19 protein-coding genes are annotated in these 21,843 nt (G+C 62.1%); 6 read left to right on the top strand and 13 right to left on the bottom strand.

What is annotated here, in order from left to right:
- Positions 1–173: 173 nt before the first annotated feature.
- Complete coding sequence (locus QMX86_RS13615) at positions 174–2,171, top strand: pilus assembly protein TadG-related protein (RefSeq protein ID WP_282384927.1); 1,998 nt, start codon at positions 174–176, stop codon at positions 2,169–2,171.
- Here QMX86_RS13615 and QMX86_RS13610 read toward each other — a convergent pair.
- Together QMX86_RS13610 and QMX86_RS13605 are read right to left on the bottom strand one after the other, a co-directional pair.
- On the bottom strand, positions 2,156–4,918 hold the full coding sequence (locus QMX86_RS13610) for an ATP-binding protein (RefSeq protein ID WP_282384930.1): 2,763 nt from the start codon (positions 4,916–4,918) through the stop codon (positions 2,156–2,158). The two genes, QMX86_RS13615 and QMX86_RS13610, sit on opposite strands and share 16 nt — an antisense overlap.
- Positions 4,915–5,361 carry a TadE/TadG family type IV pilus assembly protein gene (locus tag QMX86_RS13605; RefSeq protein ID WP_282384933.1) on the bottom strand — a complete coding sequence of 149 codons (447 nt, stop codon included), beginning with the start codon at positions 5,359–5,361 and terminating at the stop codon, positions 4,915–4,917. The genes QMX86_RS13610 and QMX86_RS13605 overlap by 4 nt, the downstream gene beginning before the upstream one ends.
- 75 nt (positions 5,362–5,436) lie before the next feature.
- On the opposite strand from QMX86_RS13605, the gene QMX86_RS13600 reads away from it, so the two are divergent.
- From QMX86_RS13600 to QMX86_RS13590, 3 genes are all read left to right on the top strand, one after another.
- Complete coding sequence (locus QMX86_RS13600) at positions 5,437–5,907, top strand: prepilin peptidase (RefSeq protein ID WP_282384936.1); 471 nt, start codon at positions 5,437–5,439, stop codon at positions 5,905–5,907.
- A gap of 118 nt (positions 5,908–6,025) precedes the next feature.
- Positions 6,026–6,793, top strand: coding sequence for a response regulator transcription factor (locus QMX86_RS13595; RefSeq protein WP_282384937.1), 768 nt, complete (start codon positions 6,026–6,028; stop codon positions 6,791–6,793).
- A gap of 888 nt (positions 6,794–7,681) precedes the next feature.
- Entirely contained in the window at positions 7,682–8,044 is a 363-nt protein-coding gene (locus tag QMX86_RS13590) for a DUF6124 family protein (RefSeq protein WP_282384939.1), read from the top strand.
- A gap of 105 nt (positions 8,045–8,149) precedes the next feature.
- On the opposite strand, the gene QMX86_RS13585 is transcribed toward QMX86_RS13590, so the two are convergent.
- Genes QMX86_RS13585 through cpaB form a run of 8 tightly spaced genes read right to left on the bottom strand, consistent with a single transcriptional unit; the run spans position 8,150 to position 15,597 of the window.
- Positions 8,150–8,422 (bottom strand): DUF3613 domain-containing protein, encoded by a 273-nt coding sequence (locus tag QMX86_RS13585; protein ID WP_110647083.1) that lies wholly within the window; start codon positions 8,420–8,422, stop codon positions 8,150–8,152.
- Positions 8,423–8,431: 9 nt separating this feature from the next.
- A complete protein-coding gene (locus tag QMX86_RS13580; protein WP_041480651.1) occupies positions 8,432–9,154 on the bottom strand; it encodes a tetratricopeptide repeat protein in 723 nt (240 codons plus the stop codon).
- 23 nt (positions 9,155–9,177) lie between these two features.
- Complete coding sequence (locus QMX86_RS13575) at positions 9,178–10,062, bottom strand: type II secretion system F family protein (protein ID WP_282384944.1); 885 nt, start codon at positions 10,060–10,062, stop codon at positions 9,178–9,180.
- Between the two features lies 1 nt (position 10,063).
- Positions 10,064–10,948, bottom strand: coding sequence for a type II secretion system F family protein (locus tag QMX86_RS13570; RefSeq protein WP_282384946.1), 885 nt, complete (start codon positions 10,946–10,948; stop codon positions 10,064–10,066).
- A gap of 17 nt (positions 10,949–10,965) precedes the next feature.
- A complete protein-coding gene (locus tag QMX86_RS13565) occupies positions 10,966–12,234 on the bottom strand; it encodes a CpaF family protein (RefSeq protein WP_024011443.1) in 1,269 nt (422 codons plus the stop codon).
- Positions 12,231–13,421, bottom strand: a complete 1,191-nt coding sequence (locus QMX86_RS13560) for a pilus assembly protein (RefSeq protein WP_110647079.1) — start codon at positions 13,419–13,421, stop codon at positions 12,231–12,233. The genes QMX86_RS13565 and QMX86_RS13560 overlap by 4 nt, the downstream gene beginning before the upstream one ends.
- Complete coding sequence (locus QMX86_RS13555) at positions 13,418–14,635, bottom strand: type II and III secretion system protein family protein (protein WP_073471824.1); 1,218 nt, start codon at positions 14,633–14,635, stop codon at positions 13,418–13,420. The genes QMX86_RS13560 and QMX86_RS13555 overlap by 4 nt, the downstream gene beginning before the upstream one ends.
- A 20-nt stretch (positions 14,636–14,655) precedes the next feature.
- Positions 14,656–15,597 (bottom strand): Flp pilus assembly protein CpaB, encoded by a 942-nt coding sequence (gene cpaB / locus QMX86_RS13550; RefSeq protein WP_130929667.1) that lies wholly within the window; start codon positions 15,595–15,597, stop codon positions 14,656–14,658.
- Between the two features lie 338 nt (positions 15,598–15,935).
- Here cpaB and QMX86_RS13545 point away from each other — a divergent pair, with 338 nt between their 5' ends.
- Both QMX86_RS13545 and QMX86_RS13540 read left to right on the top strand, forming a co-directional pair.
- A complete protein-coding gene (locus QMX86_RS13545; RefSeq protein ID WP_041480746.1) occupies positions 15,936–16,142 on the top strand; it encodes a Flp family type IVb pilin in 207 nt (68 codons plus the stop codon).
- 70 nt (positions 16,143–16,212) lie between these two features.
- Entirely contained in the window at positions 16,213–16,620 is a 408-nt protein-coding gene (locus QMX86_RS13540; RefSeq protein WP_130927031.1) for a response regulator, read from the top strand.
- Positions 16,621–17,540: 920 nt separating this feature from the next.
- Here QMX86_RS13540 and QMX86_RS13535 read toward each other — a convergent pair.
- From QMX86_RS13535 to QMX86_RS13525, 3 genes are all read right to left on the bottom strand, one after another.
- The gene (locus QMX86_RS13535) at positions 17,541–17,903 is read right to left on the bottom strand and encodes a DUF6124 family protein (RefSeq protein ID WP_016771835.1); all 363 of its coding nucleotides are present in this window, start codon (positions 17,901–17,903) and stop codon (positions 17,541–17,543) included.
- A gap of 521 nt (positions 17,904–18,424) precedes the next feature.
- Positions 18,425–20,095, bottom strand: a complete 1,671-nt coding sequence (locus QMX86_RS13530) for a POTRA domain-containing protein (protein WP_282384953.1) — start codon at positions 20,093–20,095, stop codon at positions 18,425–18,427.
- A 134-nt stretch (positions 20,096–20,229) separates the two neighbouring features.
- Positions 20,230–21,831 carry a collagen-like triple helix repeat-containing protein gene (locus QMX86_RS13525; RefSeq protein ID WP_282384955.1) on the bottom strand — a complete coding sequence of 534 codons (1,602 nt, stop codon included), beginning with the start codon at positions 21,829–21,831 and terminating at the stop codon, positions 20,230–20,232.
- Positions 21,832–21,843 lie beyond the last annotated feature (12 nt).

Here is a 21,843-nt window from a genome sequence, read left to right as displayed (position 1 = left end):
GTGTGTCATTCAGCATTGAATCCTCTGGCACGACGCTTTCGCGAGCAGGCTCGCTCCCACAGTGGCGGTGGTGACTGGAATGGCGTGACGCCAGCACTCTCGACCGACCGCGTCTACACTCTTTTTCATTAACGGAGGTAGCGCTCGGCACTGCGCCGGCAAAGGAGTGCGCCATGTCGCCAGGATCTCAAGGCAACGGCCCGGCCCGGCAACGCGGGGCGATCGGCTTGATGGCGGCTGCCACCCTGAGTCTGGCGCTGGTGATGATGTTGCTGGTGGTCGACAGCGGTCGCTTGTACATGGAACAGCGCAAATTGCAGCGGGTCGTCGATACCGCCGCCCTCGAAGCGGTCAGTCGCGGCGGCAATTGCCTGCCCGGGCTGAGCGCCGCCAGTTATGCCGGGCAAAGTGCGCTGCGCAATGGCTACGTGGTGGATGCCGCCAATACGCTCGCGACCACCTGCGGCACACTGGCCACCGCTGCCAGCGGTATGCGCAGTTTCACTGTCGATGCCACGCAATCAAGCGCAGTCAAAGTCGCTGCCAGTCGTACGGTCACCAGCAGTTTTGCTGGCGGTGTGCAGGCGCTGTTCAGTGCCACGCCGGTCAGCCTCAATACCACGCTCAATGCTTCGGCAGTCGCGGCCAAACCGCAGCCGACCGTCGCCCAACTGAATATTCGCAGCACCCTCGCCAGCATCGACACAGCGCAGTCGAACATCCTCAATCCGCTCTTTTCCGGGTTGCTCGGCGGCAACGTCAACCTCACGGCGGTGGGCTGGGACGGCTTGCTGCACACCGATATCAACCTGCTCAAATACCTCGATCAACTGGCCATCGACCTCAACGTCGGTGCTGGCAATTACACGCAGTTGCTCAATACCCAAGCGACGGTGACGCAGTTGATTCAGGCCGCAGCGACGGTAGTGCAACTCAACGGCGCGACCGCGCAAGTGGTCACCGCGCTGGGCCAGTTGCAGGCCGCCGCCATCAATGCGGCGCCGGTCAGACTCGGCGAGATCCTGCAACTGCAAACCGGCACCACGGCGGCGGGGCTGGATGCCAACCTGCAATTGCTGCAACTGGTGCAGGGCGTGGTGCAACTGGCCAACAGCAAGAGCGCGGTGGCGGCGACCTTGCCGGTCAACGTGCTGGGGCTGGCCGGTGTCACGGTACGGGTGAAGGTGATCGAACCGCCGCAGTTCTCGGCGATTGGTGATCCGGCGCGGGCCAAGGCCGATCCGTTGGGACCGGACCGGATTTATGTGCGCACTGCGCAGGTGCGCACGCTGTTGTCGGTGAATCTGCCGGTGTTGACGGGAGTCGTAGGGCTGACGAACGCGGTATCAGGGCTGGTCGGTATGCTAACGCCGACGCTCAATGCGCTGTTGAGCCTGAATCTGGTGGACACAATCAATTCAGTGTTCTGCCTGTTGGGTGCCGGCTGCCAACAGCTCGATCCGAAGCTGCTGCCCTCACCGCAGATCGACATCGCGCTGGATGCCGGCGGGGCGAAAAGCTATGTCACCGATTACCGCTGCCCGACCGACGACAGCGGCAGCAAAAGCCTGACTGCCGCCACAACAACCTCTCTGGCAGATCTCAAACTCGGCAAGATCGATCCTGTCGCGGCGTTCTCTTCAGTCGCCGAACCAACGGTGGCGCCGCTGCCGCTGGTCGATCTCGGCATCATCACCTGCCACAGGGTTCTCGGCATCGGCAGTTGCGATGCCGCCTCCCACGTGCAGTACGGCGCGGGCGGCATCGCCATCAAACTCGACACCAGCGTCGCGCAGACCACGCAGAATCTGCTGTTCTCCAGCACCACACCCTTCGCCACCCCGGCCAATCTGAAACTGCCGCCCAGCGTGCTACCGGCCGCGCCGACCAGCAACATCGTCGGCAGCCTGGCGAACACCCTGTCGGGCATCAACCTGATCGTCTACAAACCCGTGGGCAGCAACCCGCTGGGCGCTGTCGTCACCGGTGTGGCTTCGTTGATCAGCGACGTCAGCGACCGCTTGTTGCCAGTGGTCACCGGTTTGATCAGTCCCTTGCTCGACCCGTTGTTGAACAATCTGCTCAAAGGCCTGGGCATCAATCTGATGAACACCGAGGTGGGCGCCAACATGACCTGCGGGCAGGCCGGCAAGGCTTATCTGGTGATCTGATCATCCGTGGCAATCGGCAATTCGATGCAGAACCGTGCGCCCTCCGTGGAGTTGCGCACGCTCAACTGGCCGCCCATGTTGGCGATGATGCCGTAGCTCACCGACAGGCCCAGACCGGTGCCGACGCCGATCGGTTTGGTGGTGAAGAACGGCTCGAAGATCCGCTCCAGCAAACGCGGATCGATGCCGCCGCCATTGTCCTCGACCCACAGCCGCACGCTTTCCTCGTCACGCTCGGCGTAGATCGAAATCCACGGTTTGAACGCTGAGTCGTTGTCGCGTTTGCTGAGCAAGGCGTCACGGGCGTTGACCATCAGGTTGATCAGCACCTGCTCCAACTGATCGACGTAGCCGCGCACCTGCGCCTCGAAACCGGTCTCACTGATGCGCAGATCGACACCTTTGCCGCGCATGCCTTCGGCCAGCAGCGACAGGGTGCCTTCGATGGCTTGGGCCGGGTTGAACAACTGTTGTTCGATTTCCGAGCGCCGGCCGAACACGCGCATGTGGTCGACCACCTTAGCCGCGCGTTGAACCTGAGCGTCGATGCGGTTGAGTTTGTCGGTCAGATAATCGACCTGCACATCACCGTTGCCGAGGCGCTTGAGCACGTTGACGATGGCCATGCGCATGACGTTCAGCGGTTGATTGATCTCGTGGGCAAGGCCGGTGGCCATTTCGCCGAGGGTGGCCATTTTCGCGCTTTGGGTGAGTTGCTGTTGCGAGCGGCGCACCTCGGTGTTGTCGCGGCCCACCGCTTGCACTTCGATCAACTGTCCCTGCTCATCGAACACGCCGCGATCCGACCAGACCCACCAGGCGTGTTCGCGTCCGGGCAATTGCAGGCTGATTTCCGCTGTACTCACTGGCTGTTGCGGCGTCAGTTGGCTCAAGCGCTGAACGAACGCTGCGCGCTGTTCTTCGGACATCCAGCCACCCAGATCAACCCCGGGCAGTTGTTCCGGGGTGGATTCCATATAAGTCGCCAACGGTCGGTTGCCAAAGATCAGCGTCAGGTCAGGGCGATAACGGCAGATCATCGCCGGCGAGTCCTCGACCAGAATCCGGTAACGCTCCTCGCTCTGCCGCACCTGCTCGGCGGCAAGCGTTGCGTCGGTGACGTCCAGCCACAAGCCCACCGCCTCGACCGGCAGGCCGAGATCGTTGCGCAGCAGTTTTGCCTCATCGAGCAGCCAGTGATAGTCGCCACGGCTGTCGCGCAGGCGATAACGCGCACGCACCGAACCTTCGCGCAGCAACTGGCGGTTGCGCTGGAAATACAGTTCACGGTCTTCGGGATGCACGCGCTCGGCCAGTGTTGCTGCATCGCAATCTTCCAGCGTCCAGCCCAGCAAGGGTTGCAGGCTGGCGCTGAAAAACGCCGGGATCAGTGCACCTTCTGCATAGCGCTGCACGTAGATCACCGCCGGTGAACTGGCAATCAGATTATCCAGCCGCGCATGGGCGGCAGCGGCGCGCTGTTGTTGATTCTGGATGTCGCTGATGTCGAGCATGAACCCGACCAGACGCCGATGCTCACCGGTGCCGCTGACCTGGCCCTGAACCCGATACCACGTCGCTGCTGCGCCGACCTCCGCGCGGTGCAGACGTACGCTCAGGGTCAGCGCTTCTCCTTGCAGTTGCAGGGCGCGCAAACGGCTGCGCAACTCGTCGCGATCGGCGGGATGAAACAGCGACAGCCAGTCTTCTACCGGCAGCAGGCGATCGCTGAGATTCAGGGCCGAGGCCAGCGTCGGCGCCAGTGCAATCTGCTCTTCGGCACTGATTTCCCACCAGCCGGTGCCGAGCAGGTTTTGCAGGGAATCAAGACGTTCCATCGATTGCACATGGCGCTGCTCGCGCAAGCGGCTGAGCAGCGGTCCGGCCAGCGCGCCGGCCAGGGTCAGCCAGTCACGATCGGTCAGCCATGGCGCCACGTTGTCGACCGTATAAAACCCACAGAGCAGCCAGGCGACCACGCCCTGGTCATTGCTGTAGGGCACGGCGAAACCGTTGGCGTTGCCGAACGTGGCCTGCAATCGCGAATGTTCATAGCGGCCCTGCGGGCCGGCGAGGCGTTGCGGCGCGCTGCCGTTGAGGCTGTCCAGCGGCGTGCCCAGCGGCTGGCCGTCCTCCCACAGTTGCGGGGCATCGTGGCCGCGAAACTGTTGATGAATCTGCCAGCCCTGGGCCTGTTCATCCAGTAACGCCACGGCGAGGCAGGGGATATGCCAGCGCTGGGCGATGGCCTGCAATTGTTCGCCAAGCACCGTCGGCAGACGCGTCAGGCTGCACGTGCGCAGACGATCGCTGACCTGCGCGGCAAGGGTCTGGCAGGCGTCGCGATCGCGCGCTTGCTGACGTTCGAGCAACAGGTCGGCGATGTCGAGCATCTGCAATCGCCAGCCATCCTCCAGCGGCTGCACCCAGCCGCGCAGGTGCAGGGGCTGATCATTGAGCCCGGAAAAGTCGAGATCGAGGAGTTGCCCCTGCCAGTCTCTGGGCTGACCTTCGATAGTCAGCAGACTGTGCGGCAGCAGGTAGGCGCTGAGCGGCAGCGGCTGACCCTGAGGTTTGTGCTGGGCGAGCAAATGCCGCAGCGGGCCGGCGATCTGCAACACATCGCCGTTGCCATCCAGATAAAAATGCAGGCCGATCGGCGGCGCGCCGAGATGGTCCGGCAAGTCGTGAGCTGCGGTGGGGGCGCGCATGAGCAAGCGCCCGAAAAACTTATCGCCGGCGGTCAAAATTGCAGGCTCGAGCGGGCGGTCAGGTGCGTGGGCAGATTGGGCACCGTGCCAATACCCGGCAGCACCAGAAACGGCATGATCTGGTTGAGCTTGCTCACCGGGTAATTGACGCTGACGGTCAGGGTGCCAGTCCCCGCGTCGTACGCCGCACTGGTGTCGGTGCCGACCACCAGATTCAAGGCCGAGGGCAGCCATTGCAGTTGTTGGGTCAGCGCAGCATTGGCGGTGTTGACCAGCACCGTCGAATAGTTCGGCGTGGTCGGGTCGACCGCAACGCTGCGGCGCACCGCCTCAGCGGTGGCCTGGTTGAACGATTGCATCATCACGAAGGGCAGGCCGTAGCTGACCAACCCGTAAAACACTGCGAAAAAGATGATGAACACCAAGGCGAATTCGATCGCCACCGCACCTTTTTGCGACCTGCGAAAGCCGTTTTTCATGCGTGCGTCTACCCTGACAGTCACTGCGTAGTATCAGCATAGAATCAATCAGGCAAAACGGACGGCTTTCAGCGGATGCAGATTTCCCTTGTTCTGATCTGGCTGGCGATCTGCGCCGCGCAGGATGCCCGGCAGCGGCGAATTTCCAACATGTTGACCTTGGGCGTAGGTGCGCTGGCGTTGGTCTGGTTGTTGGCGACTGGCACTACTTGGCTGGGCGCCGACGCGGGGCAGGGCGGCTGGGCCTGCCTGATCGCTCTGCTGCTGACGCTGCCGGGTTATTTCTTGGGCCGCATGGGCGCCGGCGATGTGAAATTAATGACAGCCCTGGGTCTTGCGACGAACGGCATATTCGTTCTTGGCGCGTTTATCGGCGCGGGCTTGGCCAGCGTGCTGTGGCTGCTGCTCGCGCCAAAAGTCTGGCCTCATATGGCTCAAGGAGTTAGAGAGCATGTGCGTCATCTGGCCCCGGACAAGTCAAAAAAGCTGCCATTTGCGCCGTTCGTGTGGGTAGGTGTAGTGCTTTCGCTGTACTGGATCACCTGATCGCGGGGTGCCACTAGTCCTATGTACATAGTCGGAAAGTGGGTCTACTTTCAATTCAGGCGAATACGCCACCAAAGTGCAGGAACCGTCAGCGTTGGCCGAGCAAATGGAGTGGTTCGTGAACAAGCCTAATTCGGTAAAAATCCTCGTGGTCGATGATCAGCCGCTGATCGTCGAAGAACTCTGTGAGTTTCTCGAGAGCAGTGGCTACCGTTGCGTGCCGTGCGACTCGAGTCTTGAAGCCATCGAGCTGTTCAGGGCGGACCCGGACATCGGTCTGGTGCTGAGTGACTTGCACATGCCGGACATGGACGGCATCGAGTTGATCCAGGCGTTGCAGCGGCTGGCCGGCAAGCAGCGGGTGTTCGAGGCGATCATGCTCACCGGGCGCGCTGACAAGCAGGATGTGATCAAGGCGTTGCGTGCGGGGATTGCCGATTACTATCAGAAGCCGATCGATCTGGCAGAGTTGCTTGAGGGTGTGCAGCGCCAGGAACTGGCTTTCCAGGAGCGGCAGAAGAATCTGCATCTGGGGCATTTGAATCAGAAGTTGCAGTTTTTGTCCGAGTCGATTGATGACCTTTATCAGGATCTGGACAAGGTACGGCGCTCGCCCCTGCCGGTGGTGAGTGATGGTGAGCCTGAGTCTGTGGAGATACCGGCGGTGTTCAATCAGTTGTCGCCCCGGCAGTTGGATGTGGCGCGGTTGGTGGGCAAGGGGCAGACCAATTATCAGATTGCCTGTGAGTTGGGGATTACCGAGAACACAGTGAAGTTGTATGTGTCGCAGGTGTTGCGGTTGACGCATATGCATAATCGGACGCAGTTGGCTTTGGCGCTTTCTCCTGGTAGTTCGGCGGGGCGGCAGCGGGTTACGGCGCATTGACTTGGCGGCCTTTGGGCCGACCATGCTTTGGGTGGTTGGGGTGAATATCCGTTTCTTCGGGTGTTGCGGCTGGCGGTTTCGCCCTTACGGCGAGTCACTTTTTCAAACGCCAAAAAGTAACCAAAAGGCTGTGCCCTGACGTTCGGCCCCTCGCTGGGGCTCGGGGTTCCTTCGCTCCGGGATCGATCCTGGCGCAGCGGCTCCGGTTTGCTTCGCTGCACCTCCTTCCGCTGTGTCTGGCTGCGCCAGACGGTCGCTGCGCTCCCACGCCCGGATCAATCCCTCCACTCAGCCTGCCGACGGGCTCCCAGATCAAGATCAAAAGCTACTCGAGCTTGCGCTCATTGTTTTGAGTGGTGAAAAGCATGCGGTGTCTGGCTTTCGTTTTGCGCTGGATTCGCCCCTCACCCCAGCCCTCTCCCGAGGGAGAGGGAGCCGATTTGCGGGTTGTTCATAATTTGCATTCGACTCGGTATCTCAGGTCGGCATACCTGACCTAAACAACTCGGTCGGTCCCCTCTCCCTCTGGGAGAGGGCTAGGGTGAGGGTGCTTTTGATTTTTATTGTTTAAATCTGTGTCTGATTTGCCAGAACCTTCCCACAAGGTTTTCAGGTTGTCCGTCGGACGTCGGGTCACTAGTCTCTGGCTGTCGCTGACAACTCAGCGGCCAGGTGTGGAAACCTGAAATTCAAGTAGTTGCTTTGCATTGCTACCGTAATCGTTGTCGGCGTGTTCGTTCGTCTGCAAACTGTGTCGCGGCGGCTGTGCGTGGGCAGACTTTGGTCTGGCCGGTTGCCTACTTATCGGTTTTCCACCCTGCGTACAGCTGCCACCTTTTGTCGTGTGGAAACGACAGAAGAGGGCGTCACAGCCAAGTAGGAGTTCTCATGGACAAACTGATCCCAGACCCACCCCCATCCCCCACCACCCCGCTCGAAGACGCCATGCGCGCCGACGATCTGATGAAAAACCGCGAAGCGATAAAACGCGCGCTCGATTTCTATCTCTGCCCCGAACCTGCAAAACCGCACCCGCCCAGCACGCTGTTCATGGTGGTGCCCAATGTCGATACCGAAAGCCTGTTGGCGCATGCCTGTGAGTCGCTGGCGTCAGCGAGTGCGATGGCGAGTAATTTCGCTGGCGAGTTGAGCGGGTTTCAGCGCAGCACGGCGTTGGCGATTCAGCAGATTGTCATGCTGGCCGAGCTGGCGGTGAATCGAGCGCTGGATCGGGTGGATCCGCAGAGCTGAAACCGCGTTATCGTTCTTCGCGAGCAGGCTCGCTCCCACCGAAAGCACGCGGTCGACTGTGGGAGCGAGCTTGCTCGCGAAGGGGCCTTTAAGCGCACCAACAAACTAATTCTTGCTCTCGATCTTCCCGCCCGCATCCGGATCGTAAAAATCCGGAATCTCGTACTGGTATTTCTTCAGCCAGCGCTGCATCGCCAGTTCGCGTTCGGTGGCGGTGGCGCTTTGCGGTTTGGGCGAGGCGGCTTTGTTGCGGCTTTGCAGGACCAGCCAGCCTTCGGTTTCCTGTTGTTGCGCCGAGGCCGGGCCGGTGTCGATGGCGTGGGCGCTGAGGGGCAGGGTGAGCAGGGTCAGGTAGCACAGGCCTTTGCGGATGGTCATGGCTGTCTCCTATTCGAGCGTCGGCGGTAGCGGGTCGATGAAGGCGGCGACGCGGTCGCCGGGTGTGGCTTTGGTGTTGGTCGGAGCTTTGAGCTTTTCCGCGCGTTGCTGCGCTTCGGTGAATTGTTCCGGGGTCAGTTTCGAGCGGCTGACGATTTCCGCAGCTTGCGGCCAGTCGTTCTGGTAGAGCAGCAGGGTGACCATGTTCAGCGTCGCCAGTTGATTGTTCTGGCTCAGCTCGATGGCGGTGAGGAATTCGAATTTCGCTTCGTTGAGGCGCAGTTGGTTGAGGTAGACCACGCCGAGATCATTGCGGATTTTTTCGTCGGTGGGCGCCAGGCGCGCGGCGCGTTGCAGGTGGGCCTGGGCCTGGCCGTTGTCGCCACGGGCGGCGTAGACCTGGCCCAGGCCATGTTCGGCCTGGGCGGTGAGGCAGCCGCCGAGCAGGCTGCGGTAAAGCGGCTCGGCTTCGCTGCGGCCGAGCAGGCGATAGACCTTGGCTTTGCGCAGGCGCACTTCGCTGAGGTTGTCCGGCAGGCTTTGCAGGTTGGCGAGGCTGGCGTGGAGCTTGCCGTCGCTGGCCAGGTCATCGGCGAGGTTCAGCGACAGTTCCTGCTCCGAGGTCAGTTTGCTGCAGCTGGACGGCGACAGCAGCGAGGTCCACGGCGCCTGGCCGTCCGTGGCGCAGCCGCTGAGCAGCAACAGACTTGCCATGACTATCAGTACTTTCATCAAACGCTCTCCATGAGCCAAGGTCAGTTTGCGAAGGCGCGGGCAATGGCGGTGAAGCCCGGGCCGGCCAGTACGATCAGCAGGGCCGGAAACAGAAACAGCATCATGACCACCGACATCTTCGCGGACATTTTCGAGATGTATTCCTGCAGCCGGGTCAGGCGTCGGTCATCGAGTAATTGCTTGAGCGCCAGCAGTGATTTCATCGCGCCGCCGCCCTGGTGGATCAGTTGCTGGAGGATCACGCAGGTGTCGGTGAATTCGTCCACCGCGAGCATCACCGCCGTCTTGTTCAGCTCCTGCCCCAGCTCCAGACCCGAGTCGACGCGGCTGAGGATCAGGCGCAGTTCGCTGGTCAGCTCCGGCAGCAGTTTCTGCGCTTCGACGCTGAGCACGCGCAGCGCTTGTTCCACGGCCATGCCGGATTCGAAGAGGATGCGCAGCAGCGGTATGAACGTGGAAATTTCCACGGCGATGGTTTTCTGTCGGCGGGCGGCGGCGTAGGCGAGCAGGCGTTTGGGCAGTAGATAGCCGCCGCCCGCAGCGAACATCGGCGCCATCCAGCGGTGGCTGGTCTGCGGAAAAAACACTTCCTGCAAAAAGATCGCCAGCCCCAGAGCGAGCAGCGGCGTGCCGATCTGGCAGGCGGCGAAGAGCGCGCGTTCGTTGGCGCGGCGCCAGCCGAGGCGGCCGAGCAGGGTCTGGGTTTCGCTGTCGATGCTCACCGAGCCCCGGCCGAAACGGCTGTTGCCCAGCGCGCGCAGCCAGTGGCCGAAACGGTTCTCCCGGACCAATTGACCGTGCAAGCGCTGATGCACCTGTCGCACGCGGCGGCGCTCGGTGAGCAGCTGATTGCCCAGCAATAACAGCGAACCGAGGAGCAACAGCAACGCCGCGAGCCAGACCATCTCAAACGCTCCGCAACATGCGCCACAGCGCCAGACTGCCCAACACCTGCAACACGGCGGCGCTGAGCAGCATGGTCTGGCCGCTTTCGTCGTGCCACATGCCGAGCATGTAGCCGGGGTTGGTCAGCATGAAATAGCTCACCAGAATCAGCGGCAGCAAACCCAAAACCCAAGCAGTCATGCGAGTTTCCCCGGTCAGCGCGCGCAACTGCCGCGCGCCCTGGTCGCGCTCGCGGATCAGTTTGATCAGGTTCTCCAGCAGCTCACTGGCGTTGCCGCCGTAGCGGTGGTTGACCTTCAGGCCGAGGGCGAACATACGCAGTTCGTCCTGCTCGTAGAGTTCGGCAAAATCGCTGACGGCGTCAGGCAAGTTCACCCCCAGTTGCACGTTGCGCTGTACCCGGCCCATGGCCGCTTTCAAAGGGGCTTCACTGGCTTCGATGGCGCCCAGGACTGCATCGCTGAGGGTGCGCCCGGACTTGAGGCTGCGCACGGTGTGGTCAAGCAGTTGCGGCAGTTGTTCGATCATGCGACGGATCCGTTGCCGGTAGCGAATGGCGATGTACAACCGCAACGCCACGGGCGGGACGAGCAACATGATCAGCAAACCAACCCAGCTCCCGAGTAAAAATCCCAGGCCCATCGCCGCCGCCCACAGGCTCAGCCACAGGCCGAAACGCTCGCTCGGCCGACCGAGGCCGGCACGTAAAAACATCCGTTCCACTCCCACCCACCTGGCCTGCTCGACGGCCAGCTGCGGTTGTCCGGCGGCGAGTCGATTGAGGACTTTTTCCTTCGCGGTCTTGCGCAGCCCTTGCAGGAACAGATAGATCGACAGCCCCAGCAGCATCAGGCAAATGGCGATGAGAATGATCGGTCCCAGCATCTGCGTGCTCCTCGCCGTCAGCCCAGGTGAGCGTCGTGGCGCAGCTTGTCGCCGGCCGGGTTGACCGCTTCGCGCACAAAGCCGAACCCCGTGCGGCGGTCGAGGCGGAACAGGGTGTTGGTGACGTAGACGTCCTCGCGAATGCCGACCACTTCCACCACTTCACTGACGCAGCGCCGGCCATCGGGCATGCGTGTCAGTTGAATGATCACGTCGAGGGCGGCGCAGATCATCTGGCGCAAGGTGCGTTCGGCAATCGAGCGTCCGGTCAGGCCGACCAGCGTCTCCAGACGCAGCAACGCATCCTGGGCGTTGTTGGCGTGCACGGTGCTCATCGAACCGTCGTGGCCGGTGTTCATCGCGGTGAGCACGTCGACCACTTCGACGCCACGGATCTCGCCGAGAATGATCCGGTCGGGACGCATGCGCAGGGCGTTGCGAATCAGGTCGCTGGCCTTGACCTCGCCATGCCCCTCAGCGTTGGGCGGACGGGTTTCCAGACGCACCACATGCGGATGGCCGAGTTGCAGTTCGGCGACGTCTTCGATGGTCACCAGCCGTTCGTGCGGGTTGATCAACTGGCTGAGGATGTTCAGCAGCGTGGTCTTGCCGGTGCCGGTGCCGCCACTGATCAGTATGTTGCAGCGCCTGCCCACGGCGTTCTGCAGAAATTCGAAAATCGCCAGATCGATGGTCTGCATCGCCATCAGGTCGGTGCTCTTGAGCATGTCCTTGCGGAACTTGCGGATCGACAGGCACGGGCCGTCGAGGGCAATCGGCGGGATGATCGCGTTGACCCGGCTGCCATCGGGCAGGCGCGCATCGACCATCGGCGAGGACTCATCGAGGCGGCGCCCGAGCGGCGCAAGAATGCGCTGCATGACCCGCTCGACGTGATGCGCATCGATAAACCGCAGATCGCTCTGATGCAGTACGCCGTCGCGCTCGATGAACACCCGGTGCGGGCCGTTGACCAGAATCTCCGTCACCGACGGGTCGCGCAGCAGGACTTCCAGTGGGCCGAATCCGGTGAGTTCGTCGACGATTTCCTCGCCCAGGCGCTCCATCTCGTAGCGCGAGATCGCCAGGTGCAAACGCGCGATGTATTCGGCGACCTTGTCGGTAACGAACTGCGCCAGTTGCTGGCGTGAACCTTCCAGCAGGTTTTTCCCCGACTCCTCGATGGCGTCGATGATGTAGCGGTGCAGCACCAGTTTCAGGCCTTCGTGATCGCTGTTGCCGATCGCTCCGCGTGGCGTCGCGCCAAAGAGTTTTTCTGCGCTCATGAGTGGCCTCGCAGACGGTCGAACCAGGTGACTTTCGGTTTGCTCAGGCCTTCGGAACGCTTGGCCAGACGTTCGCCGAGGGCGCGCAGGCTCTGGGTGAGTTTTTCCCGGGGCGCCAGTTCGAAAAGGCTGACGCCCTGATTTTTCGCGTTCAGGCGCACGTCGGGACTGAACGCCAGCACGGCGATGACTTCCAGATTGAAAGTCTTGCCCAGGGTCTCGGCATCCGGCGCGACGTTGTTCAGGTAGCGATCGATCAGCAAGCGCCCGTGCTCGAGCTTCATGCCTTTCTCGCGCCACTGGTTGAGCACGGCGAGGTTGCGTCGGCAGTTGAGGACGTTCTGGTCGGTGTACCAGAGCAGTTTGTCGCAATGGCTGACGAAGGTGCGCAACGCCTCACTGTCGGCCTGCCCGGTGAGGTTCACGACAATGTGCTGAAAGTGCTGGCGCAGGGCGCTGAGGAGCATGTACAGCTCGGCGGCGCTGGTGGTTTCCAGCGGTTCGTCAGTGTTGGCATAGGCAAGAATGCGCAGGCCGTGGTCGGCGCTGGTGAAAGCGCTGTCGATCAGCGTCGCGTCGAGCCGGCGCAAATGACGCAGGGCATCGCCGAAGTGAAACGAGCTCTCCAGCCCCAACAACGCGAGGCTGTCGCCACGGGGCAGGCCGAGATCGAGCAGCAAGGTTTGCTGGCCGCTCTTCTGCACCACCATGGCCATGTGATTGGCGAGCAAGGCACCGTCGGAACTGCTCTGCACGCCGTACATCACGGTAAGCCCGCCCAGCTGCGTGTTGGGAGTGACGGCGGGCAGGCGTTTGCCCAGGCGCCGCACCAGCCCGGCGACTTCGCTGGAGCGTGAGCCATAGGCGACAAAATCCCGCGCACCGGCGCGCATCGCATTCAGCACAAGCTGATTGTCCATACCGTCGCCGAGAGCAACGATCGCCAGCATCGGCTTGGCTTCCAGCGCACCTTCGATCAACGCACTTTGCGCCACGACATGCTCGCGGTCGAGACCGACGAAGACCAGATTGGCGAACGTTACATCAACCAGCGCGAGCAATTCATCGAGGCTGCCGGCACCGGCGCTGATCACCTGGCCGAGTGGCGCGAGGGCGCTTTGCAGCCATTCCAGATCGGTGCTGTTGCGGGTGATGGCGAGGAAGGTCTGACTGAGATTCTGGTTCATTGCGACAACCCGCTGCGCTTGTCGAAGTTGCCGTTCTCAAGGAAGAACATGCGATAGAAGTTCGGGTCGTAATTGCGCAGTTTCTCCCCCGGCAACGACGGCAGGCGCGCATCCGCCGCCAATGGCTGGACCAGATGCGGGGTGACGATCATCAGCAGTTCGCGCTCTTCGCGTTTGATCTGCGAACCCTTGAAAAACGCGCCGAGGATGGGAATGTCGCCCAGGCCGGGAAACTTGTTCACCTGCGAACTGTTGGTGGTGCTGATCAAACCGCTGATGACGAAACTTTCGCCATCGCCCAGCGATACGCTGGTATCGGTGCGGCGGATGGTCAGCGCCGGAACGGTGGTGCCGGCGATGTTCACCGCGTTGGCAAAATCAAGTTCGCTGACCTCCGGGGCGACCTTCAGCGCGATGCGGTCGCGGCCGATGATGGTTGGCGTCAGGGTCAGGCGGATGCCGAATTCCTTGTACTCGATCGACACGCTGTCGCTGCCGGAACTGGGCACCGGAATCGGGATTTCCCCGCCGGCCAGGAAGCTCGCACTCTGCCCGTTCAACGCCACCAGACTCGGCCGCGCCAGGGTGTAGGCGAAGCCGCTGGTTTCCAGGGCGTTGATGATCGCCATGGTCTTGCCGCCGACCCAGGAGAAATTGAACAGCGAGTTATCCACCGGCAGGCGCGGCTGCGGCACGCCGTCAATCGGTGGCAGCGTGCCGGGCGAACCGAACAGGAAATTGCCGCGCGTGCCGATCAGCGACGCCGTGGCTTCCTTGAGTTTGGTGCGGCTGACTTCGACGAAGCGGATGTCGGTCTGCACCTGCGATGGCAGGGTCGGATCGTCGGACGGCACGCTGCTGGTCAGCGCCGTGGTCGCCGCGCCCTGGACGAAGACCATGGCTTGCTGCGGCTGCGCCGAGCAGGCGGTCCAGACCATCAGGCTGGTCGCGCCGGGGCCGACGCCCGTGAGCAAAAAGGACGAACCGCCATTGGCATGCACGTCGGCAATTTTCGGATCGCCCACTGCCAGCCGAGTGATTGCCACCGGTGACTGCATGTCTTGCTGGAAGCCTTCACCGATCTCGATCACCGAGGGCAGGCGCGGCAGTGCCGAGCAATTGCCCACCGCCGCGAGGGCGGTATCCATCGTCAATCCCAACAACAGCAAGGCCCGGAGCGCCGGTTTCAATGTCGGTCTGAGTCGACTCTGCATGCACGTGAATCCTTGCGCAGTCATGGGGTTTGTTGGCTGATCTGGTTGCCGCGAATGATTTCCACCGCAGGCCTGGGCGCCGCGCCGGCACTGGCGGTGGCAGGTGCTCTTTGCGCGCTGCCCAGGGCGAGTTGAGTGAACTGAAAAAGCTGGCTGTTGGCGCGATCCAGGTGCGCGGGCGATTGCGCTTCGCCGGCCCAATATTTGGCCAGCCGCTGTTCTTCGCTGCTGCGCACCGCGAGGCGCAAGGTGCCGACTTGAGTGGCAAGCATCAGGCGGCTGAGCAGTTGTTCCGGCACCGCCAGCACCACGGTGCGTGCGGCGATGCGGCGCTGGTCCTGTTTGAGTTTTTCTTCGGCGCTGAGGCTCGGCGATGCCGGTTGGCCGTCGTTGGTCAGGCCGTACTGATCACCGATCCCGAGCACGCGCAGGGCCGGAACGGCGATCTGCGCCGACTGCTGCAGATTGCTCGCGTCCTCGCGCAGATACAGCAGCACGTCAACGTAATCGCCCGGCAGCAACTGCCCGGCGGCACCGATCACTTCATCGACGGCCACGGTCAGTGCGCGCTCGTCGCGGCGAATCATCCGCGCCAGCGCACCGCCAGCCTGGAAGCTTTCGTCATTCAGCCAGGTGCCGGCGCTGAGGTGGCGCCAAGGCGTGCGGCCGACTGCTTGTTCAATGCTGGTCAGGCTGCCGGCCGGCGCGCTGCGCAGTTTTTCCACGGTCACATCGGCGGCGGTCAACGGCGTGAACGGCGCTACATCATGGAGCAGCACTACTACCGGTTGGCGGGTCTGGTCTTCGGCAATCGCGACAGTCTGTTCAATGCTGACCGCTGGGGCGACGGGCGCCTCGGCGACCGGGGCCGGCTGACGACTGAGCACCAGCCCCCAGTAACCGACAAAAACCGCGCCGAGCAACAGCAACGCGGCTAGGCCCATGGTGACGCGACTGTTCATGACGGCTCTCCCTTTCCTGCTGCACAACCGATTGCATTTGCTTGCGAAAGGCGGACTGCTTCGGCAGCTATGAACATGCAACTATTTCGCTATTTCCAAGCTAGCTGATCCAAGCAAAAGCGCCATTAATGACAGGCGAAATAACCGTACCAAAGTATGAATCTGGCCAGTTAACAGCCGGAAACGGCGGAAAAACGATGGGATTAATGCTTTGTGATTAATGCGTTCTTACAGTTGTTGGGCGGGGGTTTGTTGACAATGCTCAGGTGGCACGGTGGAACCTTGCCGCGGTGGTGATGTCGGCGCCAGAGGCGCGAAGGAGTGGACCTATGTTTCGTATGACTTTTGATTATGTGATCGCCAAGGCTCGCGCGTTTGCCCGCAGTGAAGAGGGTGCTTCGGCGATCGAATATGCGATTGTGGTGGCGATGGTGGCTGTGGTGGTTGTGGCGTTCGTCACTCCGCTTGGAGACAGGGTCTTGGCGATCTTCAACAATATTCTGACCTCGCTCGATGGTACGGCTGTGACTCGGCCAACGCCTTGATCTTGTGAATACTGCACCTGGCTGATATCGCACTACACTGGATTTACCTTTCAGTATTCAGGTATTGCCTATGAACGCGTCTTCGTCGTCCCGCCAACAGCTGCTTCTGGTTGATGATGAAGAAGACGCGTTGCTGGAATTGGCGGAGTTGCTGGAGGGGGAGGGGTTTGTCTGTCATACCGCGACGTCGGTGAAGCTCGCGCTGCATCATCTGACCCGGCATCCGGATATTGCTCTGGTGATTACTGATCTGCGTATGCCGGAGGAGTCGGGCATGTCGTTGATCAGGCGGTTGCGTGAGCATACGTCGCGGGCGCATTTGCCGGTGATTGTGATGTCGGGGCATGCGGATATGGAGGATGTCAGCGATATGTTGCGGTTGCAGGTGCTGGATCTGTTTCGCAAGCCGATTTATCACGTGAGGTTGTTGGAGACTCTCGATAATTTGTTTCCCAAGCCTCGGGTTGGGGCTGGGTGAACTCGGCGGCCTTTGGGCCGACCGTGTTCTTGGGGGGGGGGTGAATATCCGTTGCTGCGGGTGTGGCGGCTGGCGGTTTCGCCCTTACGGCGAGTCACCTTTTTCAAACGCCAAAAAGGTAACCGAAAAGGCTTGCTCCTACGTTCGGCCCTCGCAGGCTCGGGTTCCTTCGCTCCGTGACTGATCCGGGCGCAGCGGCTACGGTTTGCTTCGCTGCACCTCCTTCCGCTGTGTCTGGCTGCGCCAGACGGTCGCTGCGCTCCCACGCCCGGATCAATCCCTCCGCTCAGCCTTCCGACGTCGACGGTGGATCAAGATCAAGAGCACTCGAGCTTGCGCTCATTGTTGAGTGGGGCGGCTTCGCCGCGGGCAGCTGCGCTGCCTTGCTTTTGCTTTTGCTTTTGTGGGAGCGAGCCTGCTCGCGAAGGCGGCCTGCCAGCCGACCTGTTTCTCGCTGATGTACTCGATTCAAACTGTGGGAGCGAGCCTGCTCGCGATAGCGCCCTGCCAGCCAACCTGTTTCTCGCTGATGTACTCGATTCAAACTGTGGGAGCGAGCCTGCTCGCGAAGGCGGCCTGACAGCCGACCTGTTTCTCACTGAACGCACCCGATCAAACTGTGGGAGCTGGCTTGCCAGCGAAGGCGGCCTGACAGCCGACCTGTTTCTCACTGAACGCACCCGATCAAACTGTGGGAGCTGGCTTGCCAGCGAAGGCGGCCTGACAGCCGACCTGTTTCTCGCAGATGTACTCGATTCAAACTGTGGGAGCGAGCCTGCTCGCGATAGCGCCCTGCCAGCCAACCAATTTCTTCCTGATGTACATCAATCCTGTGGGAGCTGGCTTGCCAGCGAAGGCGGCCAGTCAGCCAACAACGCTCTGCCTGACTCACCACCTGCGCAATCAACCTCTTGCTCTTGTCACTCCGGCACAAGCCTGTCCAGTACGCGGTTGACCGCCAGTTCGCCCAGCATGATCACCTGCTGTATTCCCAACAGGGAGTTGCGCTGCGGTCCATCGATAAATCCGGCGAGGTCGCTGGCCATGATGCTCGCCGAGGCCAGTGATTCGCAGGCATGCACCAGCAGGGTTTCGTTGTCCGCGGCCGGGTCGACGATGAACAGGGTGCTGGGTTTGCGCGGTGCGGCGGGGTCTTTGATGAGGCGGGGGTTGAGGTAGTAATCGATGGCGCGGTCGGCGGCTTCCTTGAGTTTTTGCGCTTCGACGAGCGGGTCGGCGAAAGTCGGATCGGCAAGGGGTGGGTCGGGCGTTATCTTTTTCACGGGCTCAGTCTCCTTGTGGAGTAAGGGCCGCAACCTCTCGCTGCTAAACGATAAGGGAGGCAGCTGCACGCAGGTTAGTCGACCGATGAGCCACGAAATCGGCGCGCCCGGAGGCGCCCTGCGCACAGCCACCATCAAGTGCAGGTATGCAATACCTGGGTGACAGGAACCTGTGCGTCGTGGACAAGCGGGCGACTAAACCCGACCACTGATGAGCAGTGGCAGGCAAACGATAGAACCCGCGCCCCAGGCGCACAAGCCGGCGGATTCTGGCGTAGCCGTAGGCAACGGCGCAAGGATTTGTGGGCTGTTGCGAGGTAACGGGGCGTGTGTTTAAACGGCTGGTTTAAGCGCTGCGATAAATCGGTTGAATAGCCGAACGCTTTCGCGAGCAGGCTCGTTCACACAGGGACGGCGGTTGTACTCAGCAACCATGAACACCGCCGAATCTGTGGGAGCGAGCCTGCTCGCGAAGGCGGTGCGTCAGTCAAAAAAATCCTGACTGACACACCGCTCGGCCATCACAACTGATAACTGAAACTGATGCTGTACCGCGGCTTGCGATTCAACGTATCCAGCGCTTCATCGGACATCGCCTTCGCCACTTCCAGCGCCACGTTGTAATACTTGGCATCACCAAAGCGCAGCCCGACGGCGGTCGATGACAGGTTGTTGGCCTGCACCGGCAGTTGGTTGAACCAGCTGCGCGAGCGGTCGACGACGACGTAGGGTTGCAGGATGCGCACCCAGTTGCCCTCGCGGTTGAAGCTGTAGTTGACCTCGTAAGCCACGCCCCAACCCTTGTCGCCTGAGGCCTGGTCGTCGGGGTAGCCACGGCCGAAGTTCTGCCCGCCGAACACGGCGCGTTCGCTGTCGGGCAAGGTGTCGTCGCTCCAGTACAGCGCCGCCGAGAGCACGCCTTGCCAGTTGTCGAGGAACTTGTCGCTCTGCACGCCGGACAGTCTGACGCGGAAGAAATCCAGGTCGATGTCGTCATAGTTGGTGTGTGCGCCGAGGCTGTCGAAGCCCTGGTAGACACCGGCACTGAGGATGCGCAGTTGGCGGGCGTCGGCCTTGCGCCAGTCGCCTTCGAAAGCCAGGGCGCGGACGTCGGTGCGCAGTTCGGTGCTGAAGGGAAAGTTGATGCCGTCGTAGCGCGTCTTGTCGTCGACCGCATACAAGCGCGAGCCGGCGGTCAGCAGTTCGTTGGCGGAGGCGATCAGGGGCGTGCTGAAGCCGATCGAGTAGCGATCGTTCTCGCGGTGGGTACTCAGGCGTCCGCCACCGCCCACCAGCACTTCGGTGTCCGGGTCGGCGCGGTAACGCGAGGCCGAGACGTTGAGCTGCGTGCCCTCGGTATCGAGGAACTGGCTGTAGTCGAGACGGTAGTAATGCTCTTTATCGTCGCCCGGTGGAAACAGGCCGCTGAGGCTCAACTGTTCGCCCATCGACGTCTGCGAATTGCTGCTGACACCGAGCAACGCCTGCGGGCCGTTACGGTTGTCTTCGGTGGTGCTCAGGGTGCTGGTGAACGGTTTGCGACTGGCCTGGGCAACCAGAGTGGTCGCGCCATCGGTGGTGCCCGGCGGTGGCACTTGCGCTTGAATGGTGACGCCGGGAATGCGGCTCATCAGCGTGGTGTAACGCTCGAAGGTCTTGCGCGTCAGCGGGCGTTCGGCCTGGATTTTCGCGGCGAGTTTGTCGAGCAGACTTTTGACCCGGCCGATGTCGCCCTGCATCTGGATATCGCGCACGTAGCCCTCGACCAGCACCACGCGGGCCACGCCGTCATCGAAGTTCTGTTGCGGCAGGAACGCGTAGGACAACAGATAGCCATCCTGCTGATAGCGGCGGGTGATGTTGCGCGTGGCTTCGATCAGTTCGGCAAGGCTGGCCTGGCGGCCGATCAGGGGCTTGTAGATTTCCGCGAGTTCGTTGAGCGGGTAGATCGTACCGCCTTCGATCTGCACGGTCTTGAGGTTGACCTTGGTTTCCATCAGCAATGGCTGTGCGGCGGTCGCACCCGGGTCCGGCACTTGCAGCGGCGCTGCGCTCGGCCGATAGGCGTCGGCGGGCAGGTTGGGTACGGGGAGGTTGCGGATGGTTTCGTTGCTGTTGAGAAAGCTGGGCAAGGTGTCGGCGAGGGCAGCGGAACTGAGGCTCAGGCACAGCAGGGATGCCAGTACGCGCATAGGACACTCCATGGTCAGAACACAGCACAGGGCAGATTTTTCCGTAGAAAAAAGGCGGAAGACTCGTGGGAATCTTCCGCCCTCAACCAAGCGTAGGCGCTGTAGGTAAGGCCGTCGAATCGGCCAGGTGCAATTTAGCGTTTGTTGCCGCCCAGCGCGCCGGTCAGGCCGCCGAGTACCCCGCCCAGACCGCCAGTTGTGCCGCCAGTGGCAGTGCCGCCGTTGACCAGGCCACCGACCGCTGCCACGGTGCCGCCGACGTTGGTAACCAGACCGCCGACAGCAGTGGTGACCGGATTGTTGGTGGCGGCAATCGCTCCGCCGAGATTACCGACGGCGGCGCCCACCTGATTTGTAAGACCAGCGACCGGAGTGCCGAGACCGGTAGCGGCGCCGACCTGTTGAGTGACAGTGGTGACCGCGCTGGTGACCGGATTGAGGCCCGCACCGACTGCGGCGCCGACACTGGCCAGCGGCGACGTGGTTGCAGTGATCGGTGTGCCCGAGCCGCCAAGTACGGTGTTGATCGACGCAATCGTGTTGCCCAGCCCGCCAGCGGTGACGCCGCCGGCACTGACCACGCCGCTGGTGCTGCCGGCATTCAGACCGCTGCCGACGTTGACCACCGCACCACCGACAGTTTGCAACAGACCGGTGCCGCCCAGCCCGCCACCGATGCCACCGATGCCGCCAGTACCCGAGCCAGTGCCATTGGACACCAGGCCGCCCGCTTTGCCGACCGCCGTGCCGGTGTTGCTCAGGGCGCCGCCGAGGGTGTTGGTCAGGGCATTGCCGCTGCCTGCGTCGGTAACTTTGCCGCCGAGGCTGTTCACCGTGCCGCCCACTTTCGAGATCACCCCTTTGAGCGGATCACCCAGGCCGGTGGTAACGCCGAGTTTGTCGGTGGTGCTTTCGACCATGGCGATCACCGGCACCAGGCCGCTGCCGACCTTGTTGGTCAACTGGCTGGTCGGGCCGCTGGTCAGTGAGGTGTTGAGGGTGTCGCCAAGCATGGTGACTTTTTCACCGATGCCATCGACCAGCGGCGCCACGCGGGTGACTACACCGCCAACGACGGGAACGCTTCGGGTCGCGGTGTTGAGTTTGACGCTGAGGTCCGACACGCCGTCGCCAACATCGGCAACCACGCCGCCAACCGAGGCCACGGTGGTGGTCAGGCCATTGGGGTCAGTGGCCAGTTTGCCGATGCCATCAGTGACGCCATCGCCCAAGGTGCTGACCACGTTGCCGGTGGTGTTGGCCACGCTTTGCACGATGCCGCCAGCGACCGGAACAGTGCTCAGCGAATCGCCGATCTGGCCGACGCCATCGCCGACACCGCTGACGGTTTTGCCGACATCCTGAACAAGTGTTGTGGTCACCAGCGAAGGTGCAGCGGGATTGGTCGGGTTGGTGGGATCGGTCGGGTCTGTCGGATTGGTTGGGTTGGTCGGATCGGTGCCGCCGCCGGTACCGCCGGTTCCGCCAGTGCCACCTGTTCCACCAGTGCCTGCGGTACCGCCACCGGTGCCGCCGGTGCCACCAGTGCCGGCAGTATCGCCGCCGGTTCCGCCACCCGCGCCACCGCTGCCATCGGTGCCCGCCGTGCCGTCCGCCGTCGAGCTGCCCGAACTGCTGCGATGACCGCCACCGCCGCTGCTGCAGCCGACGAGGCCGACCGAAAGAATCAGTGCCAGCGCGATTGCCGATTTGGACCACATCACTTGAGTTTTCATGATTGAGATTCC

The sequence above is a fragment of the Pseudomonas sp. PS01270 genome, assembly GCF_029959775.1.
In the GTDB taxonomy this organism is placed as follows: domain Bacteria; phylum Pseudomonadota; class Gammaproteobacteria; order Pseudomonadales; family Pseudomonadaceae; genus Aquipseudomonas; species Aquipseudomonas atacamensis.
This window is presented reverse-complemented; position numbering and strand designations above follow the sequence as displayed.